We start from the raw sequence: 22772 nt of genomic DNA on the forward strand, positions 1-22772 counted from the left end.
GCATGCATACCGCGGACATGTCCGCTCCCATCAGGAGACGGAGTGGTGGCGACCCGCGAGGCGATGAGTCTCGCGCACGCCGACCGCGTACGGGGTCGGCCACAGATCGAACGCCTCCGTGGTCGCTGTTCCGTCGACGACGAACGGCTGCTCGAATTGATACAGCAGCTCGACGCCGGTGCGGGCGAGCGGGACGACGGTGCCGAGCGCGCGAAGGTGCCGGCCGCGGACAGCGGTCAAGGTGTTCCGCCGGCCCGCTTCGCCAGCGGCCAACGCGACCAGTGCGCGCCCAGTGGTGGGTTCCGGGTGCGGGACGTGCCAAGTCGCGCAGTCCGAGGTGTCCTCCCGACCCACCGTGGCGATGGTGCGAGCGAAGTCCTCGATGTACGTCGGCGTGATCGGCAGGTCGGGTGAGCCGAACCAGAAGGCGCGGTCCCCGGGGCCAGGGGCGTTGAACACGTTGCCGGCGATCATCGAGCGCACTCCGGGCCCGTACAGCTCGCCGGCTCGGACGAGGGACAGCCGGATGCGCCCCGCAGCCGCCGCGTGCTGCAGGCGCTCCGCCAGCCATGCGCGCAGCACCCCCAGTGAGCTGACCGGCCGGTAGGGCAGATCCGGGGTCATCGGCCCACAGACCCGCCCGTACATCCAGGTGTCATCGGCGAAGACCACCCGGGCGGCGGCCGCCTCGGCAGCGCTCACGACGGCGTCCGTGAGCAGAGGGAAGTCCTGGCGCCAGCGGCTGATCGGTGGCATCGCGCAGTGATGGATCACCGAGGCGCCGGCCGTCGCCGCCACCAGCGCCGCCGGATCAGCCGCGTCGGCAGCATCGAGCTCCGCCTCCGGGTGACCGATCGAGCGGCCGTCCCGCGTGAGTGCCCGCACTTCGCAGCCGGCCGCGAGGAGGTGGGCGACGACGCGTCGTCCGGTCGCTCCCGCTGCCCCGATCACCACGTGGAGTGGTTGTCCGGACATCGGTGCCCCCCTTTCTGTGCTACACATGTAGCAATACATGTGTAGTGGATACGCTACAGCCGTCGTGCGGAAAGCAGAAGGGGTGTGAGCGCGATGCCTGTCAGGACTGACCGGCCGCGACTGCTGGCCGACGCCGCGATCGGCGTGATCGCAGGTGCCGGGATGCGGGCGCTCACCCACCGGGCGGTGGACGCCGCCGCCGGGGTTCCGTACGGAACGACCTCGTACCACTTCCGGACCCGGCGCGAACTGTTGCGCGGCGTGCTTTCGCGGATCGCGGAGATCAACCACGAGCGGCTGGCCCGGGCGCCGGGTCCACCCCCCGAGGCCGTTGACGTGCCCGCCACGCGGACCGACCGGCTCACGGAAGCCGACCAGATGGCCCAACGGATCGCGGTGTTCGTCGACGGTCAGATCACCCAGCAGCGGGAACACACCCTGGCCCGGATGGCCTGCGAGATCGAGGTCGCCTCAGATCCGGACCTGCGCGAGATCCTGCACGCAGGAGGCGTCTTCCGGGAGATGGCGGTCGCTGCCCTCACCCGGCTCGGCGCCGGTGACCCCCCGCGACAGGCCGACGGTCTCGTCGCCCTGATCGACGGGCTGCAGTTCGACCGGCTCGTGGGGGTGGGCTCGATGTCAGCAGCCGCGCCGGGAACGCCGCAGTCCCAGGCCGAGATCGCCGCGGTGGTGCGCAGCTACCTGACCGGGTTAGTGCCCCCTTCACAGGAGGTTCACTGAGATCCTCACCGTCCGGCTTTCGTGGCGACTCGTCCTGTCCAGCCCTTCCACACCCGGGGCACGGGACGGTGCTGACCGGCTGGAAGTGGCATGCTGAACCCCATGAGGCACTGGGCTCGCGTGCGACAGTGGACCGCCGTGGGCGGGCCGCCCGTGGCCGCCGCAGTGCTGGGGAACGCCTTCATCGGCAAAAAGGCCATGGGCTGGTTCCGTCAGCTGAAGGCTCCGCGGATGCAGCTGCCGCTGCCCGCCTTCGGTGTCGTCGGGGCGGTCTACTACCTCGAGCTCGGTGCCGTACTGTATCGCGCCCACCGCAACGACGACCGGCGAGTTCGGCGGCTCGCGCTCCTCGTGCTCGCGGGCAACGAGCTGTGGAATGTGTCGTTCTTCGGACGGCGCGACCCACGCGCCGGGTTCCTCGGGATCGTGGCGTTCCTGGCGCCACTTCTGGCGCTGCAGAAGGCCGTGGCCTCAGACCGGCCGTCTGTCCTCGCCCTGACCCCGTACACCTTGTGGGTCATCGGCTACGACCTGCCCTGGACGTTCAGGCTGTGGCGCCTGAATCGTGGTGCCCTGCGCTGACCGGGCGACCCCGTTCATCAGCTGCGCCCGGAGCCGGCTCGACGACTCTGTGCCGCAGACCGGGCGATGTCGTCAACCCGGCCCGGACAACCACCGGTGGATCGGGGCCGTGGCGGTCCGTGCTCCGGTCGTCGCATCAGCCGCACGTCGGCGGGACGAGATCCCGACCGTCAGGATGCGGGGCTAACCCCGCACCAGGAACGGGAGCTCGAACTCCTGGAAGCTCAGCGGCGGACCGCCCTCGACGCCAAGCTGCTGCAAGGCCGGCACCATGCGCTCGGCGAAGAAGCGCTCGGCGTCCTCCTTGGTCTCCCACACGTCGAGACTGTGCACGCCCCGCGCGCTGGGGCCTCCCGCGTGCAGGATCAGGCCCTGGACCGGTGCGTTCCCGGCGGCCTCGCCCATCTTGATGTGGGTGTCGAGATCGACGTCGTACTCGGTGAGCGTTGCGTAGGCCATGGCCGTGCCTTCCGTGAAGGAGAGTGCGACCCCATCGATTGGAGTGCTACTCCATTCATTAGAGTGCTACTCTAATCAGGTGTCTGTCAAGAGGTCCTACTTCTCGGCCAAGCGTGCGAACCAGGCCCGGGAAACCCGCCGGTCGATCCTCCAGGCTGCCCAGGAGCTCTTCGTCGCCAACGGGTACGCCGCCACGACGATCCAGGCGATCGCCGACCGGGCCGGTGTCGCCGTGCAGACGCTCTACGCCGTGTTCGGCACCAAGCGTGAACTGTTGCGGCAGCTGATCGAGAGCACGATCACCGGTGGCACCGATCCGGTGCCGATGGCCGAGCGGGCCGAGTCCCGGGCGGTCGCCGCCGAGCCCGATGACCGTCGGCGGGCTGAGATGGACGCTGCCGTGGGGCGGGCCATCATCGAACGCGTGGCGCCCGTCGTGCGGGTCGCCCAGGAGGCGGCTGCTTCCGATCCCGAGCTGGCCGCCATGATGGAGCAGGTGAAGGCCGCCCGGCGCGAAGAGATGATCGCCGCGGTGCCCCTGATCGTCGGTCCCGAGGGGTCGCACCCGGACCCGGAGGAGGCCGCCGCCACGCTCTACGTGCTCTACAGCCCTCAGGTCGCGGACATGCTGATGGGTGACTACGGCTGGTCACCGGAGCGCTACGAGAAGTGGTTGGCGAAGATGCTCCTGAAGACCGTGATTCGATAACACCAGGACACCCACGCCACCCCAAGGCTGGGCCCGAGAACCGTCCTGGAAGTTCTACCCATCCAGGCCCTTGGAGCTGTGTCGGCCGTCCTCACCGCCCACGGTGCAGGGTGCCTGCAATGTCGTCACCCGTCCATAAGACACCAGATGGTGTCTATGAGGCCGGGACGGGCTGACCGTCAGGCGACGCCATCGAGACGATCACATCCGGGGAACTGGTAGCGGACGGCGTCCACACCGATCCCATTGCGGCACAGGTTCCCTTGCCGGCGTCTCACACCTTGAGGCCGCTGGATGACTGGCGCTCTACATCCGGCGCGCATAGCGGTCATCAAGCCCGGATAAGGTGTCATTTCTTGGTTTGTCAGTCCCGTCAGGACAACTGGTGGGTGCTGAGTGCGGTGGTTTCCTCCCAGGCGAGGAAGCTGGTGGATCGATTGAAGAGCCAGATCGCCAGCCATCCGAGACCCACAGCGAGAGTGAGCAGCCCGAGGTCCAGCACCACCTCGGGCACGAAGGCTCGCAGCGCGACCGCGACGGCGCCGATGGCGTAGAGGACGAGCGGCGCCACGGGCACCTCGCGACTGCGGATCATGGCTGTGACGAAGGCGAGAGTGCCGAGCAGGAAGACGATGGACACCGCCGTCAGGGCAATTCCCAACGACCCGCCCCGGAGCGCGTCAACGGTGCTCATCGGGAGGTCGGCGAAGACGAGGTTGATCACGAACTCCACACCGACCAGCGCTGACAGGGCGAAGGCGTTGACCAGGAAGGCGATCAGGCCGAAGGTACCGGTGCGGCGGCCCACGGCGAGATAGAGGGCGGCGACGAACGCCAGGGCAAGGATCTGTGCGAGCGGGGCGACCAGCTGTGTGAAGGTCGAAGTCGGGATGAGTTCGGCGCGTTTGGCGGCGTTGATGAGCAGCACGACGGCGCTTCCGCAACCAGCGGCTGCACCGATGCGATAGAGCGTCGCAGGGACGGGGTTGGACATGATGTGCTCCGTTGGGAATGTGCCTGGGCCGCGGCTGCCGGCCGGGGCCGGTGGATCAAGTGTTTCTGCGGCCCGGGCGCTGAGTGGGTCGGGTGCGTGGTGAGGCTCTGTTCGTTGTCCCGCGGTGGGTGGACGGGGTGCTGGAGGCCTCTCCCTTCCGGCTGTGCCGAGCGTCTGGCCCCGGGGGCTCAGACGGTGATGGCGAGCTTGCCGCGCACCGTTCCGGCCTCGAGGTGGCGCATGCCCTCCGCCGCTCGTTCCAGCGGGTAGGTTCCATCGAGGTACGGCACCACCTGCCCGGTCTCGATGAGTGCGGTGAGCCGGTGGAGGTCTGCGGTGCGGGTGATGGAGACGACGTTGGTGAACCGTTGGCGGATGAACGGTGAGAGGGCCACCGCGCGCAAGGTCCGGCCCATGCCCCCGGTGAGGCGGTCGCCGTCCTCCCCGCCGACGAGCACGGCGGTGCCGGCGGGGGTGAGGGCCCGGCGCAGCCGGGACAGCGGTGGGTTGCCGGCCAGGTCCAGGATGAGGTCGTAGTGGTGGGTGCCGTCGGCGAAGTCCTCGCCGGTGCGGTCGATGACGTGGTCCGCGCCCAGGGAACGGACGTGGTCCAGATGGGCGGTGCTGGTCACCGCGGTGACCTGCGCGCCGAGGGCCTTGGCCAGTTGCACGGCGTAGGACCCGACTCCGCCGGAGGCCCCGGTGATCAACACCTTCTGCCCTGCCTGCAGGTGCCCGGCCTGGCACAGGGCGTGCAGGGCGGTGGCCGCCGAGATCGGCACCACCGCGGCCTGGGCAGCGGTCAGATTCCCCGGGGTGGGGGCGAGCTGGTTCGCCCGGGCCACGGCGTACTCGGCGAAGGATCCACGGGCGATGCCGTACACCGCCTCACCCATGGAGATCCCGGTGACGGCGGCACCGAGGGCTGCGACCGTACCGGCAACCTCCATCCCGGCCACCGGGTTCCTCGGCGCTCGCAGCCCGAAGCCCAGGCGCATCAGGTAGGGCCGTCCCGTCATCAGGTGCCAGGTGCCCCGGTCCAGACCGGCCGCGTGCACGCGCAGCAGCACCTCCTTCGCCCCGGGGGCGGCCACCGGGACCTGTGCCAGGTGCAGGACCTCAGCAGGGCCGTACCGCTCTCGCACGACCGCCCGCATCGAGTTCTCCGGTGCGGGAGTGGCGGTGTCCTGGTCCTCGACTGTGGGAGGTCCTTCAGCTGTCATGACGGTGTTCCTTCCCGGAGAGTGTCCGGTCGGCGCCCGGCAGGAGTCTGTCGGGGCGCGGTGGTGGAGTGGCTTCCCTGGTGGGGTGCCTCGTGGTTGGGTGGCCGCAGCGGCAGGGTCACCCCGAGGGCGGCCACCCACAGGCCCCACCCGGTGCTGCCGATCAGCCCGGCCGGCTCCCACACGGGGAAGCCGGTCACCGCGGTGGCCAGCACCTCGCCCTGGTTGAGCAGGTAGATCCCGCTGACCACCAGCCCGGTCACCCCGAGCCAGCGTGGCAGGAGCCGGTGGTACAGGATGAGAGCGGACACCGTGATCGACCAGGCCAGGGCGAGGACCTGGCCCAGGTGTTCGCCCAGCAGGGCCCCGCCGAACTGGTGCTGGGCCGTCCAGGCGGTCTCCACCGCGACCCGGGCAGCAGGATCCCCAGTGGCGTAGGTGGCGGCCAGGGGCGGGACCACGAACACCCAGCGCAGGAACCCGGTCACCGACAGCACCACCGAGGCCGCCCCCACCCAGGTGGCCGCCCGCAGCACCGGGTCCTGCTGGCGTCCCAGGGCGGCCGGCAGCAGCAGGATCGGCACGGCCAGGATCCCGTAGGTCCAGGCGGTGGCGAACCAGATCCAGACCAGGCCCGGGCTGCCCGCTTCGAAGGCCGGCAGCACCACCCCCGGTGGTTCCCGCAGAATGTCGGGCCAGTCGAAGGTGCTCGACAGCACCGTGGCTGCGGCGGCGAAGGCCAGGGCCCCGACGAGGAACAATCCTCCGGTGACTCGGCGGAGGCGAGGAGGGGTCCTGGGGTCGGTCATGGCCGGACGGCTTTCTCGAAGGCTTCGACATCGTGGTCAACCGGTAGACCTCACCGATCCACATCCGGGTGACCCTCGGTCGCGGAAGTCGTCGGTGGAGCCGAACGACCATGCCGATCGGTTGTGCGCGGCCCGTGCCGGTCAGGGTGAGCGTGTGCGGCGAGGAGGGTTCCGGCTCTGCGGGGTGCTCGCTGGTCACCACCTCGCCGGGGCGATCCCCGGATGTCCGCTGTCGGCGCGACGGCTCGCTCTGACTCTTCATGATCCGCCTGATAGCCGCCCCCCGCACCGTGGAGAGCCCTTTATTAAGCCTGATACCCCGGTCACTACGAGCCCTCTGGGCGCCGCCTCGACCTTCCTGCTTTCCACACTCCGATGGAGGAAAGACCATGGAAGCACCCCAGCGCCTGGCCCGCATCACCGGCGCCTGCTACCTCGCCGTCGCCCTGCTGTCCGTCTTCGCCATCATCTACGTCCAGTCCGTCGTCCTGGTGCCCGGCGACGGTCCGGCCACCGCCAACCGGATCGCCGAGCACCCCGTGCTGTTCCGGCTGGGCCTCGTGGCCGACCTCGGGCAGGCCACCTTCATGGTCTTCGTGGCGATGGGCTTCTACCGGCTCTTCGAGCACGTGAACACCACCGTGGCCCGGGCGCTGCTGGTCTTCGCGGCCATCGGGGTGGCCCTGCAGCGCCTGAACCTGGTGTTCTACTTCGCCGCCTACCTGGTCGCCACCGACGCTTCCTCCGCCACGGCGCTGGGACCCCAGGGGGCCGGGGCCCTGGTGGGGCTGCTCGTGGAGATCTACGCCCACGGGTTCCTCATCGCCCAGGTCTTCTTCGGCCTGTGGCTGTTGCCCATGGGCTGCCTCGCCTACACCTCCGGCATGTTCCCCCGGGTCCTGGGGGTGGTGCTGATGATCGCCTGCGCCGCTTACCTCATCGACCTCCTCGCCCTGTTCCTCGCGCCCACCATCGGTGCGGCCATTTCCGGGATCGTCGTGCTGCCGGCGGTCGTCGGGGAGATCTGGATGGTCTTCTACCTGCTGATCCGGGGTGTGAAGACTCCCCAACCGGTCGGCACGCTCCCCGTCGCGGCCTGAGCACCCACCTCGAAGCATCGCTCCTCCTGTGACGCTCCTTCTGCGAAAGAAGCCGCTATGACTTCCACCCGAAGGATTGCCGTGGCCGCCGGCGTCCTGTTCCTACTCTCCCACCTCACCTCGATCCCCGCGCTGCTGCTGCGCGACCCGGTGCTCAACGACCCGAACTTCATCCTCGGCCTTGGCCCGACATGCCCCCGGTGCCGGCCACGGGCACGGCCGCGCCGCAGCCCGTCACCGCGCAGCCGTAGCCGGTGCGGCCGGCCCGAGTGCGGGTTGCCCACTCCTCGTCAGCCATTCCCGAGGAGCCGAAGCCCACCGCTTTCCTCCAGGACCAACTCGACCAGCACCACGGGCAGATCGCCGCACCTCGGGGAGGTCCGCTGATCCGCAGGTTCTCACCGCCCTACACAGGAGACCGACATGGCCCTCACCGACCGCACCACCACCCCGGCACGGGCCCCGATGGACCCGTGGCGCAGGACGCCCTCAACGCCCTGCTGCTGGGACCCCTGCTCTACCGGTCCCGGCTGGTGCCACGGATCCTGCCCGTCATCGGCCTCATCGGGGCCCCGCTGTTGATCGCCTCGGCCGTGGCCACCACCTTCGACCTGTGGGGACAGGTCTCCGCCCTTGCCGCTCTGACCGCCCTGTCGATCGCGCTGTGGGAGTTCTCCCTGGGTATCTGGCTGGTCGTCATGGGCTTCAAGCCCTCTCCCTTCACCACGGGAACGGCCGCCACCGACACCCCGGCCGCGCACCACGACCTCCACGACTGACAGCCCGGACCAGCAGCAGTGCCCACCCCGAGCCCGTCCACGGTCCGCGCGCGCCCCGTCGGCCCCGCCCCGAGGCGGCGCTGCCGCTCTACCCCGCCTGCACCTGATGCGCACGGGATACGCCCTGATGGGCATCAGCCCTGCCTCATCGCCCACCCCGTCCCCTGGCCGCTGACGGACAGCGTGGTCGTGTGCATCCTCCGCCGGCTACTCCGCCGTTCCCTTGTCGAAGAGGAACCGAGCCACCGCCTGGGCGGACCCGGTGAGATCGCCGTCGTTCCCTTCGCTGATCGCTCCGCCGAGCCAGAGGTCCGCGAAGCCGTGCACCAGAGACCAAGCCGCGAGGGCGGCGACCTTCGGATCCGGTCCCACCACCTCCGGTGGCAACGTCGCGACCCCGTGGGAGAGCGCCTCGGCGGCGGCGGCGCGCGCCTGGACGACGTCGGCACGGGAGGCGTCGTAGAGATCCGGGCGGAACATGACCTGGGTGTGCGCCCGGTGCTCCACCGCGAAGTGCACGTAGGCGACACCGACCTCGAGGAAGCTGCCGGTGCGTTCGAGCACCTCGGTGAGGTGCTCCGCGAGCATCCGGAAACCCTCTGCCGCCAGCGTCGTCAAGAGCCCGGCCTTGTTGCCGAAGTGATAGGCCGGGGCCGCGTGGGAGACCCCCGCCCGCCGCGCCAGGTCCCGCAGGCTCACCTGGGAGGGCCCCACCTCGAGCACGGCCTGCACGGCGGCATCCAGGACCGCACGATGCAGGTCGCCGTGGTGATAAGCGCGGGGAGTCATACCGGCACCCTACCCCATATCTAGGCATTGACAAGATACCACTGGAGGCGCAGGCTTGTCAGTGACAAGATCGACGCCCAGGAGGGCACCATGTCAGTCCTGATCATCTTCCTCACCGCGACCCTAGCAACACTGGGCATCGCCGCGGTCCTCGGGCACCGCCGCCTGCGGGAGGCAGCACCCCCGGCTCTCCGCGGAGGTCTCGCGGTGATGTTCCTCGCCACCGGGGTGTCCCATTTCGCGGGTCTCCGCGACGATCTCGTCGCGATCGTCCCGCCCGTGCTGTCCCACCCTGAGCTGCTCGTCACGGTCACCGGGGTGCTGGAGCTCGCCGGCGCCATCGGACTGATGCTGCCGCGCACGGCCGCCTGGGCAGCCGGTGGCCTGGGCCTGCTGATGGTGGCGATCTTCCCCGCGAACATCTACGCCGCGACCGCCGGACTGACGCTGGCAGGGGAACCGGCCACCGCCCTGCTGCCGCGCACCGCCCTGCAACTGCTCTACATCGCAGCCGCTGTCGTCGTGGTGATCACTCATTGGCGACGCGCGGTGTTCAGCGACTCGCTGGGAAATCTCAACGCCGTCCTGCCACGGGCCTACGGACCCGCCGGAGCAGTAGACGAAGCCCCCAGTGCCGGCATCGTGCTCGTTTCCCGGCTCCGGCTGCGCTCAGCCAGGCACGTGCCGGGCTTCCTGCTCGCTTCGCTGCGGTTGCGGCGGGCTCTGCGACAGGCCCCCGGGGTCCTGTGGTGCGATCTGGCGGCGCAGCCGCTGACCGCCACCTTCTGGACCTGGTCCGGGTGGACGGACGAGGACGCGATGCGCCGCTACACCCGCTCCGCGCTCCACGTCCACGTCATGCGGACCTACCGGCCGCACCTGCAGGAATCGACCTTCCGCTCGCTGCCCGCAACCCAGGCGCCTGCGACGTGGCCAGAGGTCAGAGGCATGCTCGACGCCCCGACGCCCACGCCCGCCGCGGTGGACTCAGGTGTCTGTAGTGGTTCAAGACGGGATCGGCCGTCGTCTGGTGCTGAGGGGCCCAGCGGAGCGCCTTGGCGAACTCCGTCTTCGTCGTCTGTATGGCGTGGACGGTTTCGGTCTTGACACCGCAGCGGGAGAATTTCAGGGTGGCGTCAGACCGTTGCGACGTCCGTGGAGTCGCGCATCTGGGGGATGCCATGCACAGCCATCCGTCTGAGAACCATTCCGATGATTCCGTCACCCAGCCAGGGGAGACCCCTGAGTGGTTGGCGGAGGCGGTGACGACCATGATGCGCACCGGGCGCATCCCGGGCCTGTCCCTGGTCGTGGTCGACTCACAGCGGTCGTTGTACGCCGGCGGGTTCGGAACTGCTGACCTGGCCACGGGGGCGCCCGCGACTCCGGCCACGGTGTATTTGTGGTTCTCCATGACCAAGATCGTGACCGCCACGGCCGCCATGACCCTGGTCGAGGACGGTCGCCTCGAGCTGGACGCCCCGGTGGCCGACTATGTGGACGGTCTGCGCGCCCCGCGTGCCTCCCAGCCCACGGTAGGGCAGCTGCTGACCCACACCGCGGGGTTGTCCAATCCTCTGCCGCTGCGATGGGTGCACCCGGCCGAGCAGGAGCCGCCGGCGGCCGAGGACCTGCTGCGGTCCGTGATGAGCCGACCGCGCGCCTACCGCCACGCCCCGGGGCACAGGGCCCGATACACCAACGTCGGCTATCTTGCGCTGGGTCAGATCATCGAAGCCGTGAGCGGTATGCCGGTGACGTCCTATCTGCAGCAAGCCGTGCTGGATCCGGTGGGCATGACCAGCACCGGGTTCACCTACCGCCCGGAGGCACCAGCCGCAACCGGTTGTGTGCGCGCCCCGCGCGCCGCCGATCCGCTGCTGCGCCGTCTGCTCCCACCCGGGGTGGCCGGGACCCGTCACGGCGCTTACCTGGGCCTGCGGCCCTTCTACGTCGACGGAGCCGCCTACGGCGGTCTGGTCGGCGACGTGGCGGATGCCGGACGGTTTCTGCGGCTGCACCTGGATGATGGCCGGATCGAGGGGCACCGCATCCTGTCCGCCGAGACGGCCCGGTCCATGCGAGTGATCAGGCACCCGGGCAAGCCCTTCGACCACGGCATCGGCTGGTTCCGCCGCCCCACCCGGGAAACGGGTCAGTGGGTCGAGCACTTCGGGGCCGGCGCCGGATTCTGGAACGTCATGCGTCTCTACCCAGAACACGGTCTGGGCATCGTGGTCATGACCAACAGCACCACGAGCTACGACTTCGAGCCTCTCTTCGCCCTCCTCACGACCGCCTCCTGGTCGTAGCAGGCCTGGGGCATGTCCATGAGGGGGGCCGTGGGCGTCCGTCGTGCGGCGGCGCCGGGCTCCCACGGTCCGTGCGGGCGGACGGCGAGCGGCACCGTGGCCGCTCAGGGGTTCGTGGTGATGTCCCCGCCGAGCTCGTCCCGGAGCTGCTGCAGCGGGGCCGCGTCCCTCGAGATGACGACCCAGTTGTCCGCGTGCAGGAAGGAGGCGCCCTGCTCGCTACTGAGGGTGTTCAGCAGCCCCTCCATGCGCTCCTCGGAGTCCGTGACGGCCATGGCCATGCGTCCGTTGGCGCAGTCCAGGTAGGTGGACTCCGGGTCGGCCGGGGCGCGCAGCTGGTCCGTGCCCGGGCAGTCGATGCCGGCCCCGACGACGTCGTCGCGCAGCGCCGTCGCGTCCTCGTAGGCGGCCCCGCCGGCCACCATCGCCTGGATGTCGTCGGCGGTCGGCGCGCAGCCGGTCAGGGCGAGGGCGGAGAGAGCGAGCAGAGCGGGAACGGGTCGGCGCATGGGACGTCCTGTCGTCGAGGGGATCGGGTGGTGTGCTGGGGCCGGCGTGCGGGCGGGGGCGGGCCCGGGTCCGGTGCGCGGTGCGCCGTCCGTCGGCGCCGCGCTCACGGGGTGGCCCCCTGCTCCGGACGGTGGTGCTCGTCGAGGACACGGGTGAGGACCCGGCCCGGGGTGTGCCGGTACCCGGGGTCGATGCGCTCGAGCACGGCGACGATCGCCTCGACGTCGTAGACCACGGACGGGTCACCGCCGTGGTGGCTCCAGCGGCGCTCGGCCACCCACGCCCACACGTGCACGGGCCGGCACCGCCGGCAGGTCCCGTGCTCCGCGGTGAGACAGTCGGGCCCCACCGGCTGGTTGAGCCCGGCAATCTCCGCGGGAGTGCGCCGGTGGCGCTCCACCACGGCCCAGAACCTCTCGTCGGGGATCCGGGAGAGGTCCGAGCTCAGACCGGCCAGGGCTTCTCGCGCCCGGACCACGTCGTAGTAGAAGTCCGGCCTCGACCAGGGCGGAACGCGGTGGCGGGCGCGCAGCGCCTCGACCACAGCCGCCTCCTGCGCCTGGGCGATCTCGGCCGCCGTCCGCGGCGACGGGTCCGCGGCCGAGCGCCAGAGGCCGTCGAACAGGGCCGCGCCCTCGGTGCAGGCCTGACGGACCAGCAGCGTGCCGACGTCCGGGGAGCGCCGCTGGGACCAGAGCGCCCCGGAGAGCCGCTCGTAGACCTGGCCGTCGTCCAGGGTGAAGCTCCTCCGGTCGGCGGCCACGACCACACGGCGGGTGGTGGGCTCCCCGGTGGCTCCGGTGCGGGCGGGGATGACCACTGCGCGCGCACCGGGGTACACGGCACCGCCCTGGTTCAGCCTCCGCCGCTCGTCCACCGTCCGGTGACCCCGGCTCAGCGGACCGGCCGGCGCGGCCGGCTGCGGGACCCGGGGGCGCGACGAGCCCGCGACCCGGCCCCACCGCGGCCCGGGGCGGGGGAGACGGCCGGGGCACCGATCGGCACGAGGACCGGCTCGGTCTGCCGGGCGACTGGCTCAGCGGCCATGGTGGTGCTCCTCGTGGAGTCGGAGTCGGAGTCGGGGTCGACGGGCGACGCGGGCGTCCGGTGCCTGCTGGGGGAACCGTAACAGCCGCCGCGCCCGGGGCGGCGGAGGTCGTCAGGCAACGGGCCGGCGGTCCTCCCCGGCGAGGTCTCTCATGCGGTCCCCGGCGGCGTCCATGCCCAGCGAGGCGAGCACGGCGAGCGCGGCCATCCACCGGCGCGGATGGGTCGCCCCGCGGGCGACCAGCCACCGCTCGAGCATCGCGTCGATCCGCAGCGAGGCGGCCTGGACGCCGCACGTCGCCGCGCCGAGACCCAGCAGCAGCGCCGCCCGCGCCGCCACCGGCAGCCGCTGCGCCGCGACAGGGGTCCCGTCGGCCAGGGGCCCGACCTCGGTGCCGGCATCGACGGAGTCCTCCCCGTCGGTGTTCCGGGACAGCACCCACGCTCCTGCGCCGGCGACCAGGACTCCGGGCACTACGACGTACGCGGCGCGCACCCGGGGCGACCAGCCGGACGGGGAGACCAGCGTCAGCGCTCCGGCGGCCGCGGAGCTGGTCAGGGACAGCACGAGATTGTTCATGGTTCTACGCTACGTCCCGCGTCCCCGGTCGTCACCCGGTCCGGCCGGTCGTCGGCCTACGCTGGGGGCAGGATCGAGAGGGAGACGGAGATGCGGATTCTCGTCGCACATGCCAGCGCACACGGATCGACGGCAGAGATCGCCCGGCGGATCGCCGACGTGCTCCGGGACGAGGGCTCGTCGGTCGACGTCGGGCCCATGGAACAGCACGAGGCTCTCGGCGACTACGACGCCGTCGTGCTGGGCAGTGCCATCCACGACCAGGACTGGCTGCCGGTGGCCACCGCGTTCGTCCACCGCCACCAGGCCGAGCTGCGGACCCGGCCGGTGTGGCTGTTCAGCGTGGGGATGTCCGCGGCCCTGCCCCGCATCCTCCGCGGACCGGCCCGCCGCGCCCAGAACCGGCGGCTGGCCGCGTCCCTGCGGGAGGTGGTGCACCCGCGCGGGCACCTGCTGCTGTCCGGGGCGGCGCAGGCCGAGCAGCTGCCGGGCTGGGCCGGCCTCCTCCTCCGGGGGACCGGGGGGCGCTTCGGCGACCACCGGGACTGGCCCCGGATCGAGGCCTGGGCCCGCGACATCGCCGGGGCACTGAGGACGACCACCCGCGGCGGGTGATCCGCGGCCGCCCCCGCGACCTCCACCCTGGTGGAGAAGGATGTGCCCCCGAGGCCGGTGTTCCGATCGTCCCCGTCGTACGACGGGTGGGCCCCGGTGCCCGGGGCTCCAGCAATCGTCGAAGGGAGCGGTCGGCTCGACCGCAGCCCCGGGCGTCAGCGGCCCGGTCACGGGCACCCGTTCCCAGGAGGTCGTCGTGCCGGCAGCCGCAGCCGCGGGTCTCCCGATCGCGCTGGGACTGCTCGCCGCCTCCCTGCCCGTCGCCGTGATCGTGCTGATGCTGGTCACCAGCGGGACCCGGAGCGCGGTCACCGCGTTCCTGTCCGGCTGGGTCGCCGGGATCGCCGTCGTGGCCGCCCTCACCGTGTTGGTCGTCGACACGACCCTGCCCCGCGACGATCCCGCGCCCTGGGTCGGCGTCCTGCGGGTGGTGCTCGGCGGCACCCTGCTGCTGCTGGGGGTCAAGCAGTGGCGGAGCCGGTCGCGCGAGGGGTCGCAGCCGGCACGGTGGATGACCGCGGTCGACACGATGACGCCCCCGAAGGCCCTGGCCGTGGCCTTCCTGCTGGTCACGGTGAACCCGAAGAACGCGGTGCTGGTCGTCACGGGGGCGGCCGCCATCGCGACGGCCACGGCGTCCGTGGCGCACCAGGTGCTGGCGCTCCTGCTGTTCACGGGTGTCGCCAGCGCCGCGGTCGCCGCCCCGGTGCTGCTCCACGTGGTCCTGGGGGACCGGGCCGCCACGGTGCTGGCGGCCGCGAAGGGGTGGATGAGCGCCAACGGTTCCTGGGTGATGACCGTCGTGCTGGTCGTCATCGGCGCGGTGCTCCTCGGCAACGGTGTGAGCGGACTGCGGTCCGGCTGACCGGAACCGTGCCCCGGCCCACCCGCGGCGGCTAGGGGGCGCCCGCAGGCCCGCCGAGCCCGCGGCGCTCGCGGCGCCGGCCCAGTTCGTGGGCGCTCACCGCCACGAGGGTCATCACGACCAGGGGCAGCACGAACGAGACCATCACGGAGCTGAACCCCTCCAGCGCGTCGTGCTCGGTGGCGGCCAGCAGCACGTACCCGGTGTAGGCGAGGTACAGGAGCAGGAACAGACCGCCCTCCCAGCGGGCCACGGCGAACCCGGTGAAGGCGATGGGCAGCAGCGCCACCACGGCGGCCAGCATCACCGGGATGTCCAGGGCCACGGCCGCCGCCGGTACCGGCAGGCCGTCGTCGACGAGGATCGCCGGCACCCCGAGCACCAGCCCGAGGTTCAGCAGGCAGCTGCCCACGACGTTGCCGATGGCGAGATCCCGCTGTCCCCGGCGGACCGCGACGACGGAGGCCGCCAGTTCGGGCAGGGACGTCCCGAGGGCGACCACCGTGAGCCCGACGACCAAGCCGCTGACGCCCAGGGCCGTGGCGACGTTGACCGCCCCCTCGACGAGGACCGTGGCCCCGGCCACCAGGAGCCCCACCCCCACCACGACGAGGACGAGCGAGACACCGGCCGAGTCCTCCCCGGCCGGTGACCCGTCGACACCGGATGCGGCGGGCGGCCGGTCCGGCGGAGGGTTCGGCGCCCCGGCGGGGGAGGCGGCGTCCCGGCGGCCGATCAGCACCGTCAGGACCCCGTGGACGACCACCGCCGCGAACAGCACCGCGCCGTCCGTGCCGCTGATCCGGCCGTCCAGGGACACGAGCAGCAGCACCGTCGACACGACCACCAGCAGGGGCAGGTCGAAGCGCAGCAGCTGCTGTGTGACGGCCAGCGGCGCCACGAGGGCGGTCAGTCCCAGCACGAGCAGGACGTTGGCGATGTTGCTGCCCACGACGTTGCCCAGCGCCAGCCCCGGCTCCCCGGCCAGGACGGAGCTGACGGTCACCGTCAGCTCCGGGGCCGACGTGGCGAACGAGACGACCGTCAGCCCGATGACCAGGACGGAGAGTCCCATGCGCCGGGCCAGGGCGGTGGCCCCGCGCACCAGCAGCTCCCCGCCCGCGATCAGCAGCACCATGCCGAGCCCGATGCGCCCCACGTCCAGGACCGTCATGGGCGCCAGTCTAGAGCTGCCGCCCGGGAGGACGGAGGCAGTGCGCGGCATCCGTCACGGCACGGGTGCGGCTCGGACGCGGACAGGATCTGTCCGCGTCGGGGAGGACACTGGACCCGTCACCGGACGCTGCGCCGGAGGCGCCCCGACCAGGAGGGAACCGCCATGACCGACCTCGACGTCGCCGCCTGTGCCGCCGACCAGATCGACCGGCACTGGACCCACCAGCTGCGGCCCCGCCTCGCCGGCCTGACCGACGAGGAGTACTTCTTCGACCCCACCGGCGGGTCCGCGTGGACGGTCCATCCCCGGGCCGAGGAACGCACCCCGATGCAGACGGGCCGCGGGGAGCTCGTGCTGGACTTCGCCCTCCCCGAACCGGTGCCCGCGCCGTTCACGACCATCGCCTGGCGGCTGGCGCACGTCGTCGTCGGGGTGCTCGCCGCGCGCAGCCACGGGCACTTCGCCGGCCCCGAGGCGTCCTACCAGAGCTGGGCGTACGCCGGGACCGCGGAGGAGGCGCTCGCCCAGCTCGACCGCGAGTTCGCCCGCTGGACGGCCGGCGTGCACTCGCTGACGGACGCGGACCTGGCGCGCCCGTGCGGCCCGGTGGAGGGCCCGTACGCGGACCTGCCGATGCTCGCTCTCGTGCTGCACATCAACCGCGAGCTGATCCACCACGGCGCGGAGCTCGCCCTGCTGCGCGACCTGTACGCCCACACCCGCTGAGCCCCGCGCCGCACGACACCTCAGGAGCCCACCGTGCCCTTCCTCACTCCCACCGTCACCGACGAGCGCGACGCCCTGGCGGCCTTCGCGAGCCAGCAGATCCGCCAGGTCGCCACCACTCTCCAGGGCCTCGACGCCGAGCAGCTGCGGGCGACCCCCTCGGCGAGCGCCATGAGCCTGGGCGCGCTGGCCCGGCACGTCCTGTTCATCGGCGGGCACGGTCCGTTCGCCGTGCTCACGGATCCCGGCCGGACCTCCGGGGAGCCGCTGGACGACGCCGGCTGGGCCGCCGGGGCGATCCTGCCGGAGGCCGTGCGCCCGGAGGACACCGCCGAGTCCCTGGGCGCGGCCCTGTACGCGCTGGCCGACCGCGTCGAGGCCGGGCTGCGCACCGCGGACCCGGAGGCCCGCATCCCCGTCCCGGACGCCCCGTGGTTCCCGCGGGACCTGGTGACGTGGCCCGCCCGGTGGGTGGCGCTGCACATGGTCGAGGAGAACGCCCGGCACGCCGGGCACGCCGACATCCTGCGCGAGTCCCTCGACGGGCGGACCGCCTACGAGCTCAACGCCCTGGCGGACGGGGAGACGTGGAGCCCGCAGGACTGACCGGCGGGATGCGGCTACTCGTCGTCCGACGGGCGCCCGGTCCCCGCCTCCGGGTCCTCCGGGGGCGGGGCGTCGTCCTCGGCCTCCTCGGGGGGAGCGCCGGCGCGCCGGTTGCTCTCGTCGGTGGTGGCGGTCAGCCAGGTCTCGTCGCGGACGCCCAGTCCCTCCTGGCTCGTCTCCGCCCAGGCCTCGTTGCGGTCCGCGGGCTCGGGGTAGCAGTCCATCTCCGGCTCCTGTCCTGCTCGACGGTGATGGCCCGATCCTATGCCCGGGCCCGGCATCCCGCGCACGGCGTCCTGCGCCCGGCCGGGGATCTCCTCAGCCGCCCTCGAGGAGCCGGCGCAGCGTCAGGGCATTGCGCACGGCGTGGCCGTCGCCGTCGTTGTTGAAGTACGCGTAGACCTCGCGGCCGCCGTGGTGCCACTCCCGGATCCGGTCCGCCCACCAGGCCAGGTCCTCGTCCGAGTAGGAGCCGGCGTAGAGGTGGTGGTGGTCGGGGCCGTGGAAGCGGACGTAGACGAACGGGGCGGTGGCCTCGAGGACGCAGGGCAGCCCGGCCCCGCTCAGCACGCAGTACGCCGCGCCGTGGAGCCGGAGCAGCTCGAAGACCTCCGGGTGCACCCAGCTGTCGTGGCGGAACTCCACGGCGACGGGCAGCCAGTCGGGCAGCCCGGCCAGGAACCAGTCGAGGCGCGCGTCGTCGCGGGCCTGCGCCGGCGGGAGCTGGACGAGCAGCACGCCGCGCCGGTCCCGCAGCTCGTGCCAGGACTCGGCGATCCGCCGGCTCCAGGTCTCGGGCGCGTAGAGCTTCTTCGCGTGCGTCAGTCCGCGGGGGGCCTTCACCGTCATCCGGAAGCCCTCCGGCAGGCGACGGTTCCAGCCGGCGAAGGTGCTGCTGCGCGGCCAGCGGTAGAAGCTCGCGTTGAGCTCCACGGTGGAGAAGGCCCGGGTGTAGATCTCCAGGCGCTTGGCCGGGGCCGTGCCGGGGGGATAGAGGACGTGCTCCCAGTGGTCGTAGCTCCACCCGGAGGTGCCGATGTGCCAGCCCATGGGCTCCAGGGTAGCGGCGGAGGGCGCCGGGTCCGGCCGTGGCGCCGGGCGCCGGCCGGCCGCGCGGCGGACGTAGGGTGTTCACCGGCACGCACGGCGCCCCCGCCGAGCACCCCGCACGATCCCAGGAGAACGCTCATGACCACCCTCGCCCCCCGGCCCGCCGGGACCCGCTGATGGCGAAGCTCTACTTCCGGCACGGGGCGATGAACTCCGGGAAGTCCACCGTGCTGATCCAGGCCGCGCACAACTACGAGGAGCGCGACCAGACGGTCCTCGTCGCCAAGCCCGCGATCGACTCGAAGGGCGCGGACACCGTGGTCTCACGGCTGGGGGAGTCCCGGCGGGTCGACCTGCTGCTGGCCCCGGAGGACGGGGCGCGCGAGCGCTTCCGGGCCGCCGTGCGGGAGCGCGGACCGGTGCACTGCCTGCTGGTGGACGAGGCGCAGTTCCTCGCCCCGGCCCAGGTCGACGACCTGCTGCGCATCGCGGTGCTCGACGGCGTCCCGGTGCTGGCCTACGGGCTGCGCACCGACTTCCGCACGGAGGCGTTCCCGGGCGCGGCGCGCCTGCTGGCCGTGGCCCACACGGTCGAGGAGCTGCGCACGATCTGCCGCTGCGGGTCCAAGGCGATGTTCAACGCCCGCACGGTGGACGGGGAGCCGGTCTTCGAGGGCGACCAGGTGGCCATCGACGGTGCGGCCGTGTCCTACGAGTCGATGTGCGCCGGCTGCTACCTGCGGCACTCCGGCGGGCGCCTGGGCTGAGCCGGGGACCGGCGGGCCGGCCCCGGGACGGCGTCAGGGGGTGACGTCCCGGTCGTCCTCGCGGCCGTGCCGGTCGACGACCGCCCAGAACAGGTCCTCGGGAATCGCCTCGAGGTCGGGGTGCAGGGCGGCCAGCTCGTCGATGATGGCGGCCACGTCGTAGTGGGCGTGCACGTCGCCGCGCCGGGCGAGCCGGTTCGAGGCGATCAGGCCCTCGACGTAGGCGGTGTGGTCGGAGTCGGTGAACGCGCTCAGGACCGCGTCCGCCCACAGCTGCTCGAAGGCCGGGTGGCCCTCGGTGACGAGCCGGACCGGGGCGTGCGCGACGTCGGGCTCGGCCGGGTCGGCCTCCGGGGCGTCCCGCACCGGTCCGGTGGTCTTGGCGAACCGGGTGCCGTCGTCGACCGTGACGGTCCGGTCGGTCTCGTCGACGACGGTGTGCCGCTCGGTGCGCAGGACGGGGCCGCCGCGGACCACCACGGCGCGGGTGCCGACGCCGGTGGCTCCGCCGACGTGGTGGTGCTGGCTCACGGCGACCTCCTCGGGTCTGCGCTGCGGGGGCGGCCGATCCGCCGGGTGCCTGATGCGCAGAACCTAGCAGGCGGCGCCGACCGCCGGAAGCCTCCGGGAACGCGGACGGCGCCGCCGGAGGGGCTCCGGCGGCGCCGAGGGCGCGGGGTGGACCGGGGCTCAGCCGCCGAGCAGCACCGCGCGGACCAGGTCGAAGAACATGCCGAGGATGGCCGTGAAGTTGGGGTTGAAGAACGCGTCGAACTCGCCGACCAGTCTGATCATGACAGTTCCTTCCGAGGGGGGTGGGTGGGGCCCGGGCCGGGCGTGGATCCGGCCCCGGCCCGAGCCTACCGGGGGTGTTCACTGAAGCACATGGCCTTTCGGCCAGTTCCCGCCCCGGGCCGGCCGGACGCCGGGACCCGTCAGGGGGCGGGAGTGCCGGTGGAGGACGCTCGGCGCGCGTCGTCGTGCGCCGCTGTCTCCTGCGCGGCGGCCTCCTTCGCGGCGGCCTCATGCGCTGCGGCCTCCGCGCCGCCGATGGCCTCGCCGCGGGCCACCATGCCGGCGGTGTCGGAGAGGGGGATCTGCTTGAGGAACACCGCGAGGACGAAGGCCAGCAGCATGAAGGGGATGAGGTACCAGAACACCGGGGCGAGGGAGTCGGCGTACGCGGTGACGATGCCCTCGCGGACGGGCTCGGGCAGCTGCGCCAGGGTCTGCGGGTCCAGGGTGGCGGTCGCCTCCCCGGCCTGGGCGGCGGAGGCGCCGGCGCCGGTGAAGACCGCCGTGAGCTGCTCCGAGAGGTTGTTGGTGAAGATCGCCCCGAAGATCGCCACGCCGAGGGCCGCGCCGACCTCGCGGAAGTAGTTGTTGGTGCTGGTGGCGGTGCCCACCATGGACGGGTCCACGGCGTTCTGCACCACGAGGACGATGACCTGCATGATCAGGCCCAGGCCCGCGCCGAGCACGAGGAGGTAGACGCAGATCAGCCAGATGGGCGTCTCGGCCGCCAGCGTGGTCATGGCGAGCATGGCCGAGGCCGTGACGAGCGTGCCCGCCAGCGGGTAACCCTTGTACCGGCCGGTGCGGGAGATCCTGAGGCCGGACCAGATCGAGGTGCCCATCATCCCGACCATCATGGGGACCATGAGCAACCCGGACTCCGCCGCCGAGGTGCCGGAGGACATCTGCAGGAACGTGGGCACGAACGCGATGGCGGCGAACATCCCCAGCCCCAGGGTGAGGCCGATCGCGGTGGCGTTGACGAACACCGGGTTGCGGAACAGGCCCAGGGGGATGATCGGGTCGTCGGCCCGGGTCTCGTTCCAGATGAACAGCGCCGTGGCCACGACCATGCCGCCCGCCCAGGTCCAGGTGGCGACCGCGCCCCAGCCGTGCTCGGCGTTGCCGCCGAACTCGGTGAAGAAGATGAGACAGGTCGTCGCCACGGACAGCAGCAGGACGCCGGCCACGTCGATCCTGCGGGTCGCGCGCTTGTGCGGGAGGGTCAGGGTGAACCACGCGATGGCGAAGGCGGCGATGCCGATGGGGATGTTGATGTAGAAGGCCCACTGCCAGGTGAGGTGGTCCACGAAGTAGCCGCCGAGCAGCGGCCCCGCCACGGCGGAGAGCCCGAAGATGCCGCCGAGCGGGCCCATGTACTTGCCGCGCTCGGAGGCCGGGACGATGTCCGCGATGATCGCCTGGGAGAGGATCATCAGTCCTCCGCCGCCGAGCCCCTGCAGCGCGCGGAAGGTCACGAACTGCCAGAACCCGGTGGCCAGGGCGCAGCCCACCGACGCGAGCGTGAAGAGGGCGATGGCGACCAGGAAGAGGTTGCGCCGGCCCAGGACGTCGCCGAACTTGCCGTAGACCGGCATCACGATGGTGGTGGCCAGCAGGTAGGCCGTGGTGATCCAGGCCTGGTGCTCCACGCCGCCCAGCTCCCCGACGATGGTCGGCATGGCGGTGGAGACGATCGTCTGGTCGAGGCTGGCGAGCATCATCCCGGCGATGAGGGCGGAGAAGATGATCCAGATCCGCTTCTGGGTCAGCACCAGCAGCGGGGCGTCCTGCGCGACCGCGGGCGGGGTGGTGGTCATGGGCTTCCTTCGGTGTCCGGGGACGGGTCAGAGGTGTCGGGGGGAGTGGCTGAGCGGGTGTCCGCGGCGGCGTCCGGCGTCGTCGGCGGGGCGGTGGCGCCGGGGGAGAGCAGGGCCCCGGCGAGGCGGACGTTGCGGGCCAGCAGCTCCGCGAACTCCTCCAGGGGCGGGGACTCGTCCGGGTCGGTGCCGGCCGGCCGGGTCTCGAGGAGCTCGTGGACGGTGTGCCCCGCGAGGTGGGAGACGACGGCGGCGGCCACGGCGGGGAACGGGTCCCGCTCCCCGCAGCCCTGCCGGCGCGCGATGAGCTCCGTCAGCTCGGCCAGCCGGCGTTCCATGGTCTCGGTGAGCCGCTGGAGCAGCACGGGCTCGCGGCGCAGGACGTCCAGCAGCAGGGTCCGGTCGTGGGGGCCCTCCAGCAGGGCGAACGACTGCACGACCAGCTCCTGCAGGGCGGTCAGCAGCGGGGCTCCGTCCGGGGCGGAGCCTCCGGCCACGAACTGCTCGCCGAAGGCCTCGAGCGGGTCCCGGGCCGGGGTGCCCAGCACGGCGTCGTCCTTGGAGGCGAAGTAGTTGAAGAAGCTCCGCCGGGAGATCCCGACCTCCGCGCAGAGCTCGTCCACGGTGAACCCCGCCAGCCCGCGCTCGGCGGTCAGCCGGCGCGCACCGGCGATGAGGGAGCGGCGGGTCCGGCGCATGCGCTGCTCTCGTGCGCCCGCCGTCACCGGAGGCGCCCGAGGTC

General features: G+C 72.1%; 28 protein-coding genes. 12 read left to right on the top strand and 16 right to left on the bottom strand.

The window, feature by feature from the left end; translation table 11 throughout:
• Positions 1 to 30: 30 nt before the first annotated feature.
• Positions 31 to 975: an NAD-dependent epimerase/dehydratase family protein gene (locus RF644_RS06190; protein WP_368795859.1), complete on the bottom strand. Its 945-nt coding sequence runs from the start codon at positions 973 to 975 to the stop codon at positions 31 to 33.
• 93 nt (positions 976 to 1068) lie between these two features.
• On the opposite strand from RF644_RS06190, the gene RF644_RS06195 reads away from it, so the two are divergent.
• Positions 1069 to 1716, top strand: a complete 648-nt coding sequence (locus RF644_RS06195) for a TetR/AcrR family transcriptional regulator (RefSeq protein WP_368795860.1) — start codon at positions 1069 to 1071, stop codon at positions 1714 to 1716.
• Between the two features lie 90 nt (positions 1717 to 1806).
• Positions 1807 to 2298, top strand: a complete 492-nt coding sequence (locus RF644_RS06200) for a TspO/MBR family protein (protein WP_368795861.1) — start codon at positions 1807 to 1809, stop codon at positions 2296 to 2298.
• Between the two features lie 183 nt (positions 2299 to 2481).
• Here the strand turns inward: RF644_RS06200 and RF644_RS06205 are convergent, their stop codons facing one another.
• Positions 2482 to 2757: a hypothetical protein gene (locus RF644_RS06205; RefSeq protein ID WP_368795862.1), complete on the bottom strand. Its 276-nt coding sequence runs from the start codon at positions 2755 to 2757 to the stop codon at positions 2482 to 2484.
• Positions 2758 to 2836: 79 nt separating this feature from the next.
• On the opposite strand from RF644_RS06205, the gene RF644_RS06210 reads away from it, so the two are divergent.
• Positions 2837 to 3466, top strand: a complete 630-nt coding sequence (locus tag RF644_RS06210) for a TetR/AcrR family transcriptional regulator (RefSeq protein WP_368795863.1) — start codon at positions 2837 to 2839, stop codon at positions 3464 to 3466.
• Positions 3467 to 3839: 373 nt separating this feature from the next.
• Here RF644_RS06210 and RF644_RS06215 read toward each other — a convergent pair whose 3' ends face one another.
• The 3 genes from RF644_RS06215 to RF644_RS06225 all read right to left on the bottom strand — a co-directional run bounded on the left by RF644_RS06215 (position 3840) and on the right by RF644_RS06225 (position 6492).
• Positions 3840 to 4460 carry a hypothetical protein gene (locus RF644_RS06215; RefSeq protein WP_368795864.1) on the bottom strand — a complete coding sequence of 207 codons (621 nt, stop codon included), beginning with the start codon at positions 4458 to 4460 and terminating at the stop codon, positions 3840 to 3842.
• A gap of 188 nt (positions 4461 to 4648) precedes the next feature.
• A complete protein-coding gene (locus RF644_RS06220) occupies positions 4649 to 5683 on the bottom strand; it encodes an NAD(P)-dependent alcohol dehydrogenase (RefSeq protein ID WP_368795865.1) in 1035 nt (344 codons plus the stop codon).
• Positions 5680 to 6492 (bottom strand): DUF4386 domain-containing protein, encoded by an 813-nt coding sequence (locus tag RF644_RS06225; RefSeq protein WP_368795866.1) that lies wholly within the window; start codon positions 6490 to 6492, stop codon positions 5680 to 5682. The genes RF644_RS06220 and RF644_RS06225 overlap by 4 nt, the downstream gene beginning before the upstream one ends.
• A gap of 389 nt (positions 6493 to 6881) precedes the next feature.
• On the opposite strand from RF644_RS06225, the gene RF644_RS06230 reads away from it, so the two are divergent.
• A complete protein-coding gene (locus RF644_RS06230; RefSeq protein WP_368795867.1) occupies positions 6882 to 7592 on the top strand; it encodes a DUF4386 domain-containing protein in 711 nt (236 codons plus the stop codon).
• A gap of 473 nt (positions 7593 to 8065) precedes the next feature.
• Positions 8066 to 8371, top strand: coding sequence for a DUF4386 domain-containing protein (locus tag RF644_RS06235; RefSeq protein WP_368795868.1), 306 nt, complete (start codon positions 8066 to 8068; stop codon positions 8369 to 8371).
• Between the two features lie 207 nt (positions 8372 to 8578).
• Here the strand turns inward: RF644_RS06235 and RF644_RS06240 are convergent, their stop codons facing one another.
• Complete coding sequence (locus RF644_RS06240; RefSeq protein ID WP_368795869.1) at positions 8579 to 9160, bottom strand: TetR/AcrR family transcriptional regulator; 582 nt, start codon at positions 9158 to 9160, stop codon at positions 8579 to 8581.
• 90 nt (positions 9161 to 9250) lie between these two features.
• Here RF644_RS06240 and RF644_RS06245 point away from each other — a divergent pair, with 90 nt between their 5' ends.
• Positions 9251 to 10267 (top strand): DoxX family protein, encoded by a 1017-nt coding sequence (locus tag RF644_RS06245; protein ID WP_368795870.1) that lies wholly within the window; start codon positions 9251 to 9253, stop codon positions 10265 to 10267.
• Positions 10268 to 10422: 155 nt separating this feature from the next.
• Positions 10423 to 11472: a serine hydrolase domain-containing protein gene (locus RF644_RS06250; RefSeq protein ID WP_368795871.1), complete on the top strand. Its 1050-nt coding sequence runs from the start codon at positions 10423 to 10425 to the stop codon at positions 11470 to 11472.
• 104 nt (positions 11473 to 11576) lie between these two features.
• On the opposite strand, the gene RF644_RS06255 is transcribed toward RF644_RS06250, so the two are convergent.
• The 4 genes from RF644_RS06255 to RF644_RS06270 form a co-directional block, all read right to left on the bottom strand.
• On the bottom strand, positions 11577 to 11981 hold the full coding sequence (locus tag RF644_RS06255; protein WP_368795872.1) for a hypothetical protein: 405 nt from the start codon (positions 11979 to 11981) through the stop codon (positions 11577 to 11579).
• 104 nt (positions 11982 to 12085) lie between these two features.
• The gene (locus RF644_RS06260) at positions 12086 to 12823 is read right to left on the bottom strand and encodes a hypothetical protein (RefSeq protein WP_368795873.1); all 738 of its coding nucleotides are present in this window, start codon (positions 12821 to 12823) and stop codon (positions 12086 to 12088) included.
• Between the two features lie 53 nt (positions 12824 to 12876).
• The gene (locus RF644_RS06265) at positions 12877 to 13029 is read right to left on the bottom strand and encodes a hypothetical protein (protein ID WP_368795874.1); all 153 of its coding nucleotides are present in this window, start codon (positions 13027 to 13029) and stop codon (positions 12877 to 12879) included.
• A gap of 112 nt (positions 13030 to 13141) precedes the next feature.
• Entirely contained in the window at positions 13142 to 13609 is a 468-nt protein-coding gene (locus RF644_RS06270) for a hypothetical protein (protein ID WP_368795875.1), read from the bottom strand.
• A 90-nt stretch (positions 13610 to 13699) separates the two neighbouring features.
• Between RF644_RS06270 and RF644_RS06275 the strand changes: the two genes are divergently transcribed.
• A complete protein-coding gene (locus RF644_RS06275) occupies positions 13700 to 14224 on the top strand; it encodes a flavodoxin domain-containing protein (protein WP_368795876.1) in 525 nt (174 codons plus the stop codon).
• 196 nt (positions 14225 to 14420) lie between these two features.
• On the top strand, positions 14421 to 15089 hold the full coding sequence (locus RF644_RS06280) for a GAP family protein (RefSeq protein WP_368795877.1): 669 nt from the start codon (positions 14421 to 14423) through the stop codon (positions 15087 to 15089).
• 31 nt (positions 15090 to 15120) lie between these two features.
• Here RF644_RS06280 and RF644_RS06285 read toward each other — a convergent pair whose 3' ends face one another.
• Positions 15121 to 16263: a calcium/sodium antiporter gene (locus RF644_RS06285; RefSeq protein ID WP_368795878.1), complete on the bottom strand. Its 1143-nt coding sequence runs from the start codon at positions 16261 to 16263 to the stop codon at positions 15121 to 15123.
• A gap of 165 nt (positions 16264 to 16428) precedes the next feature.
• Between RF644_RS06285 and RF644_RS06290 the strand changes: the two genes are divergently transcribed.
• Both RF644_RS06290 and RF644_RS06295 read left to right on the top strand, forming a co-directional pair.
• Complete coding sequence (locus RF644_RS06290) at positions 16429 to 16992, top strand: DinB family protein (protein WP_368795879.1); 564 nt, start codon at positions 16429 to 16431, stop codon at positions 16990 to 16992.
• Between the two features lie 33 nt (positions 16993 to 17025).
• Positions 17026 to 17598: a DUF664 domain-containing protein gene (locus RF644_RS06295; RefSeq protein ID WP_368795880.1), complete on the top strand. Its 573-nt coding sequence runs from the start codon at positions 17026 to 17028 to the stop codon at positions 17596 to 17598.
• A gap of 14 nt (positions 17599 to 17612) precedes the next feature.
• Here RF644_RS06295 and RF644_RS06300 read toward each other — a convergent pair whose 3' ends face one another.
• Together RF644_RS06300 and RF644_RS06305 are read right to left on the bottom strand one after the other, a co-directional pair.
• The gene (locus tag RF644_RS06300; RefSeq protein WP_368795881.1) at positions 17613 to 17822 is read right to left on the bottom strand and encodes a hypothetical protein; all 210 of its coding nucleotides are present in this window, start codon (positions 17820 to 17822) and stop codon (positions 17613 to 17615) included.
• A 94-nt stretch (positions 17823 to 17916) separates the two neighbouring features.
• Complete coding sequence (locus RF644_RS06305) at positions 17917 to 18648, bottom strand: DUF72 domain-containing protein (protein ID WP_368795882.1); 732 nt, start codon at positions 18646 to 18648, stop codon at positions 17917 to 17919.
• Between the two features lie 176 nt (positions 18649 to 18824).
• On the opposite strand from RF644_RS06305, the gene RF644_RS06310 reads away from it, so the two are divergent.
• A complete protein-coding gene (locus RF644_RS06310) occupies positions 18825 to 19415 on the top strand; it encodes a thymidine kinase (RefSeq protein WP_368795883.1) in 591 nt (196 codons plus the stop codon).
• Between the two features lie 33 nt (positions 19416 to 19448).
• On the opposite strand, the gene RF644_RS06315 is transcribed toward RF644_RS06310, so the two are convergent.
• The 3 genes from RF644_RS06315 to RF644_RS06325 all read right to left on the bottom strand — a co-directional run bounded on the left by RF644_RS06315 (position 19449) and on the right by RF644_RS06325 (position 22728).
• On the bottom strand, positions 19449 to 19946 hold the full coding sequence (locus tag RF644_RS06315; RefSeq protein ID WP_368795884.1) for a hypothetical protein: 498 nt from the start codon (positions 19944 to 19946) through the stop codon (positions 19449 to 19451).
• 404 nt (positions 19947 to 20350) lie between these two features.
• Entirely contained in the window at positions 20351 to 22030 is a 1680-nt protein-coding gene (locus RF644_RS06320) for an MDR family MFS transporter (protein ID WP_368795885.1), read from the bottom strand.
• Positions 22027 to 22728 (bottom strand): TetR/AcrR family transcriptional regulator, encoded by a 702-nt coding sequence (locus tag RF644_RS06325; protein ID WP_368795886.1) that lies wholly within the window; start codon positions 22726 to 22728, stop codon positions 22027 to 22029. The genes RF644_RS06320 and RF644_RS06325 overlap by 4 nt, the downstream gene beginning before the upstream one ends.
• Between the last annotated feature and the right edge of the window lie 44 nt (positions 22729 to 22772).

The sequence above is a fragment of the Kocuria sp. CPCC 205258 genome, from assembly GCF_040981005.1.
In the GTDB taxonomy this organism is placed as follows: Bacteria; Actinomycetota; Actinomycetes; order Actinomycetales; family Micrococcaceae; genus Kocuria; species Kocuria rosea.